Source organism: Xanthomonas sp. SHU 199 (assembly GCF_000364665.1).
Lineage (GTDB): Bacteria > Pseudomonadota > Gammaproteobacteria > Xanthomonadales > Xanthomonadaceae > Xanthomonas_A > Xanthomonas_A sontii.
Map to the genome: position 1 here is coordinate 1 of NZ_AQOI01000440.1, position 4,539 is coordinate 4,539.

At 71.4% G+C, this 4,539-nt stretch carries 4 protein-coding genes; 1 reads left to right on the forward strand and 3 read right to left on the reverse strand.

Annotation, left to right across the window (positions count from 1 at the left end; all coding sequences use genetic code 11):
- The 3 genes from D183_RS0114145 to D183_RS0114155 all read right to left on the reverse strand — a co-directional run.
- Positions 1-1,071 (reverse strand): sensor histidine kinase (locus tag D183_RS0114145; RefSeq protein WP_026144479.1); only part of this gene is annotated, 1,071 nt, incomplete at its 3' end.
- Positions 1,072-1,171: 100 nt separating this feature from the next.
- The gene (locus D183_RS0114150) at positions 1,172-1,957 is read right to left on the reverse strand and encodes an ABC transporter permease (RefSeq protein ID WP_017909576.1); all 786 of its coding nucleotides are present in this window, start codon (positions 1,955-1,957) and stop codon (positions 1,172-1,174) included.
- Entirely contained in the window at positions 1,954-2,856 is a 903-nt protein-coding gene (locus D183_RS0114155) for an ABC transporter ATP-binding protein (protein WP_017909577.1), read from the reverse strand. Before D183_RS0114155 ends, D183_RS0114150 begins: the two co-directional genes overlap by 4 nt.
- Before the next feature lie 250 nt (positions 2,857-3,106).
- Between D183_RS0114155 and D183_RS0114160 the strand changes: the two genes are divergently transcribed.
- A complete protein-coding gene (locus tag D183_RS0114160) occupies positions 3,107-4,354 on the forward strand; it encodes an efflux RND transporter periplasmic adaptor subunit (protein WP_017909578.1) in 1,248 nt (415 codons plus the stop codon).
- Positions 4,355-4,539: the final 185 nt, after the last annotated feature.

The following is a 4,539-nucleotide window of genomic DNA, read 5'->3' on the forward strand; positions in this document are numbered from 1 at the left end:
GGCGATGCGCAGGCTGCCGCCCACCGCCTCCAGCCGCTCGCGCATGCTGCTCAGCCCGGTGCCCGGCTGCAGCGCGCCGCCGCGGCCGTCGTCGCGCAGTTCCAGCAGGGCCTGGCCGCGCTCGCACCACAGCCGCAACTGCGCGTGGCTGGCACGCGCGTGGCGCTGGATGTTGGTGGCGGCCTCGCGCAGCACCAGCGCGAACACCGTCTCCAATTGCGGGCACGGCGGCAAGGCCTCGACCTGGTAGCGGAAGGTCACCCCCGACGATTCCAGCAGCAGCTTGGCCGAGGCGATCTCCGCCGCCAGCTGCGCCGCGCGGATGCCGCTGACCGCACGCCGCACCTGGCTCAGCGCCTCGCGTGCGACCTGGCCCACTTCCTCCATCTCGCGCTGCGCCGCGGCGGCGTCATGGGCGAGCAGGCGCGTGGCCAGGTCCGACTTCAGCGCCACCAGCGACAGGGTGTGGCCGAGCAGGTCGTGCAGGTCGCGACCGATGCGCTCGCGCTCGGCCACCGCCGCCAGGCGCCGCACTTCCTCGTGGCTCAGGCGCAGCTGCGCCTCGCCGCGCGCACGGCGCTCGAAGCTGATGTTCATCAGCCCCACCGACAGGCCGACCACCACCGCGCTGACCATGTACAGCGGCGACCAGCCGCGCATCGTCCAGGCCAATGCGAACGAGGCCAGCACCAGCAGCATCGCCGCCACCGCCCGCTTCGGCTCGAAGCAGAACGCCAGGAAGGCGCAGGCATAGATGATGTAGCACTGCGCGCCGGGGTTGTACGGCAGCACCACGAACGCCAGCGCCGCCATGCCGGCCACGCACCAGGGCAGGTAGCGCCGGTGGCGGTAGTAGGCCACGTAGTACAAGGCCAGGAACATCAGATAGCTGGCCAGCGTCGGCGGGAACCAGTTGCGGAAGTAGTACGGCTCGTACAGCGGAGTGACGAACAGCCAGATCGACCACACCAGCGACAGCCACACGAACCAGTGGGTGCTGGGCTTGGCCGAGCTCCAGCCGATGCGGCGGGCGATCAGCGAGTCGGGCGAGGCGTGCAGCAAGGCGATCACGTCGGGCTCCCAGGGCGGCACGGCCGCCGCAGCGCATAGCTTAGCGAAGGCGCCGGCGCGCGAAACCGCGCGGCGACGCCGGGATCGGCACAGCGCACCATCAGCCGCGCCGCAGGCGCCGCTGCGCCAGTGCGTAGAACACCACCGTCACCGCCAGCAGGGCGATGACATGGCCGGCACTGCCGTGGCCGTCGCCCTGCCCGACCACGTGCAGCGCCAACTGGCCCAGGTGATAGGACGGCCACAGCGGCGCCAGCGTGGTCAGCCACGCCGGCAGCAGTTGCAGCGGGATCCACAGCCCGGACAGGAACGCCATCGGCAGGTAGATCAGGTTGACCAGCGCCGGCGCACCGCTGCCGCCGGCATAGGCGCCCAGCGCCAGCCCGATCGCGCAGAACGGCAGCGTGCCCAGCACGTCCACCAGCAGCAGCCCGATTCGCTGCGCCGGCGTCAGCATCACCCCGCCGAGCAGCGCGGCCAGCGCCTGCAGCAAGACGCCGATCGCCAGCGCGAAGGCCATCGCCAGCGCGGTGCGCGCCAGCAGCGGGGCCAGCGGCGGCACCGGCATCGCCCGCTTCAGCGCGAGCAGGCCGCGCTCGCGGTCCAGGGCCAGACCGACGCCGAACCCGAACAGGGCCGGCGCCATCACCCCGAACACGCTGTAGCTGGCCATCAGGTACACCGCCGCGTCGTGGCGCCCATGATTGAGCAGCACGCCGAACAGCAGGTAGAACAACGGCGGGAACAGCAGCGTGGGCAAGGCGAACGACGGCGTGCGCAGCCAGCGCAGCACCTCGTAGCGGATCTCGCGCAGCAGCAGCGCGCTCTGGTCGCGCAACGACCAGGCGGCGGCCGGGGAAGCAACGGACAGATCGATCGGATTCATGCGGCCTCCGCACGGGTGATGGCGAGAAAGGCGTCGGCGAGGCCGGCACGGCGCACTTCCAGCGCCGTCAGCGCCGGATCGCTGGCGAGCAGCCGCGCCACCACCGACTCGGCCGGCTCGGCGACCAGCTCCAGCACCCCGTCGCGGCTCTCGGCGCGGCGCACCTGTGGCCACTGCGCCACCTGCGCCGCCGGCAGCGCGCTGCGGCAGCGGATGGTGCATTGCTCGAAGCGCGCACGCAGTTCGGCGACGCTGCCCTCGGCGATCAGCGTGCCGCGCTGCAACACCGCCACCCGGTCGGCCAGCGCCTCGGCCTCTTCCAGATAGTGCGTGGTCAGCAGCACCGCGCAGCCGTCGGCGACCAGCTCGCGGATCGCCCGCCACAGGCCCTGCCGCGCCTCGATGTCCAGGCCGGTGCTGGGCTCGTCCAGGAACAGCACCCGCGGCCGCCCGCAGATCGCCATCGCGAACTGCACGCGCCGCTGCTGGCCGCCGGACAGTTGGCCGTAGCGGCGTGCCATCACGCCATCCAGCCCGGCCAGCGCCACGCAGTCGGCGACGCTGCGCGGCTGCGGGTAGTAACCGCGCGCCTGCAGCAGCAGTTCGCCCACGCGCAGGGTGTCCGGCAGCCCGGCGGTCTGCAGCATCGCCCCGGCCTGGCGGCGTGCGGCCAGCGCCCGCGGATCCTGCCCGCACAGGCGCACGCTGCCGGCGTCGGGCGTCTGCAGCCCGAGCAGCAGGCTCACCGCGGTGCTCTTGCCGGCGCCGTTGGCGCCCAGCAGCGCCAGCAACTGGCCGGGCCGCAGCTGCAGGTCGACGCCGTCGAGCGCGACCAGCGTCCCGTAGCGCTTGTGGACGCCGCTGAGCTGCGCCAGCGGCAACGCATCGTGATCGGGCATGGGACACTCCGGTGCTGGCAGGGAGTGCCTAGGCTGCGCCGCGGCGGAGTCGCCGCCCAGTGCGGCGCGTCAGCTGCAGTGGATGACATCTGTCACTGGCAGCCCCCGCACGATTGCCGCATGCTGCGATCCACGCCGAGGGGCGGCGTTCTCCCGCTACAGCGCATCGCAGAAAGTGACTTCCGGCCATGCCCACAGCGGCCGGTGGCTCGCACACTGCAGCGCGCCGACCGTTTCGTTCAAGGACACGATGAGTACTTCCTCCGACCTGCTCAAGGAACTCCGTATCGACCGCAAGGCGCCGCCGAGCGAGCCGCCGTCGCGGCGCGGGCTGTGGATCGCCGTGGTGCTGCTGGTGGTGCTGCTCGCCCTGGGCGCCGGCGGCTGGTGGCTGTTCGGCCGCAGCAAGCCGCTGGAGGTGCGCACCGCCGCGGTGGTGGCGATCGCCCCCGGCAGCAGCAGCGCCTCGGTGCTGGACGCCAGCGGCTATGTGGTGGCGCGGCGCATGGCCACGGTGTCGGCCAAGATCACCGGCAAGGTCCGCGAGGTACGCATCGAGGAAGGCATGCGCGTGGAGGAAGGCCAAGTGATGGCGACGCTGGATCCGATCGACGCCAACGCGCAACGGGTGCTGTCGGCCTCGCAACTGGACGCGGCACGCAGCCTGGTCGCCAACATGCAGGCGCAGGTGCGCCAGGCCGATGCCGACGCGCAGCGGCTGCAGACCCTGGCCGGCCAGCAACTGGTCTCGCGCTCGCAGTACGAACAGGCGGTGGCGCAGCGCGATGCCCTGCGTGCGCAGTTGCAGAACGCGCAACGCAACGTGGCGGTGGCCGGCAACCAGTTGTCGATCTCCGATCTCAACGTGGACAACACCATCGTGCGTGCGCCGTTCTCCGGCGTGGTCACCGCCAAGGCGGCGCAGCCGGGCGAGATCGTCTCGCCGCTGTCGGCCGGCGGCGGCTTCACCCGCACCGGCATCGGCACCATCGTCGACATGGATTCGCTGGAGATCGAGGTCGAGGTGGGCGAGTCCTACATCGGCCGGGTCAAGCCGGGCATGCCGGTGGAGGCCACGCTCAACGCGTATCCGGACTGGAAGATCCCGGCCGAGGTGATCGCGATCATTCCCTCCGCCGACCGCGGCAAGGCGACGGTGAAGGTGCGCGTGGCGCTGAAGCAGAAGGACGCGCGGATCGTGCCGGAGATGGGCGTGCGGGTCAGTTTCCTGGAGGCGCCGCAACCGCAGGCGCAGCACACGCCGCAGGGCGTGCGGGTGCCGGGCGCGGCGATCGTCAAGCACGCCGGCCAGGACGTGGCGTTCGCGGTCAAGGAGGACAACACGGTCGAGCAGCGCGCGCTGAAGACCGGCATCGCCCTGGGCGACGACCGCCAGGTGCTGTCCGGCCTGTCCGCCGGCGACACGGTGGTGCTGGATCCGCCGGAGGCCTTGCGTGCCGGCATGCAGGTGAAGACGGCGGAGGCCGCTGCGCAGTAGTGCGCGATGGTGTGCTGCAAATTGCGTCAGCACCCGATGTCGCACTTGATGTAGTCGCTTTTCAACTGCACCCAGCGCCGTCACACCGCTCTTGCTGTGCTGTTGCTGTTGCTGTTGCTGTTGCTGTTGCCGTTGCTTGGCTTCGGCTCTTGATTTACCGGGTTCCCTTCCGCAGCGGCGGATGG

What these genes read in the sequence shown, in the direction of transcription:
- D183_RS0114155 (WP_017909577.1), bottom strand. Translation starts at nt 2,856, where the DNA reads ATGCCCGATCACGATGCGTTGCCGCTGGCGCAGCTCAGCGGCGTCCAC.
- D183_RS0114160 (WP_017909578.1), top strand. Translation starts at nt 3,107, where the DNA reads ATGAGTACTTCCTCCGACCTGCTCAAGGAACTCCGTATCGACCGCAAG.
- D183_RS0114150 (WP_017909576.1), bottom strand. Translation starts at nt 1,957, where the DNA reads ATGAATCCGATCGATCTGTCCGTTGCTTCCCCGGCCGCCGCCTGGTCG.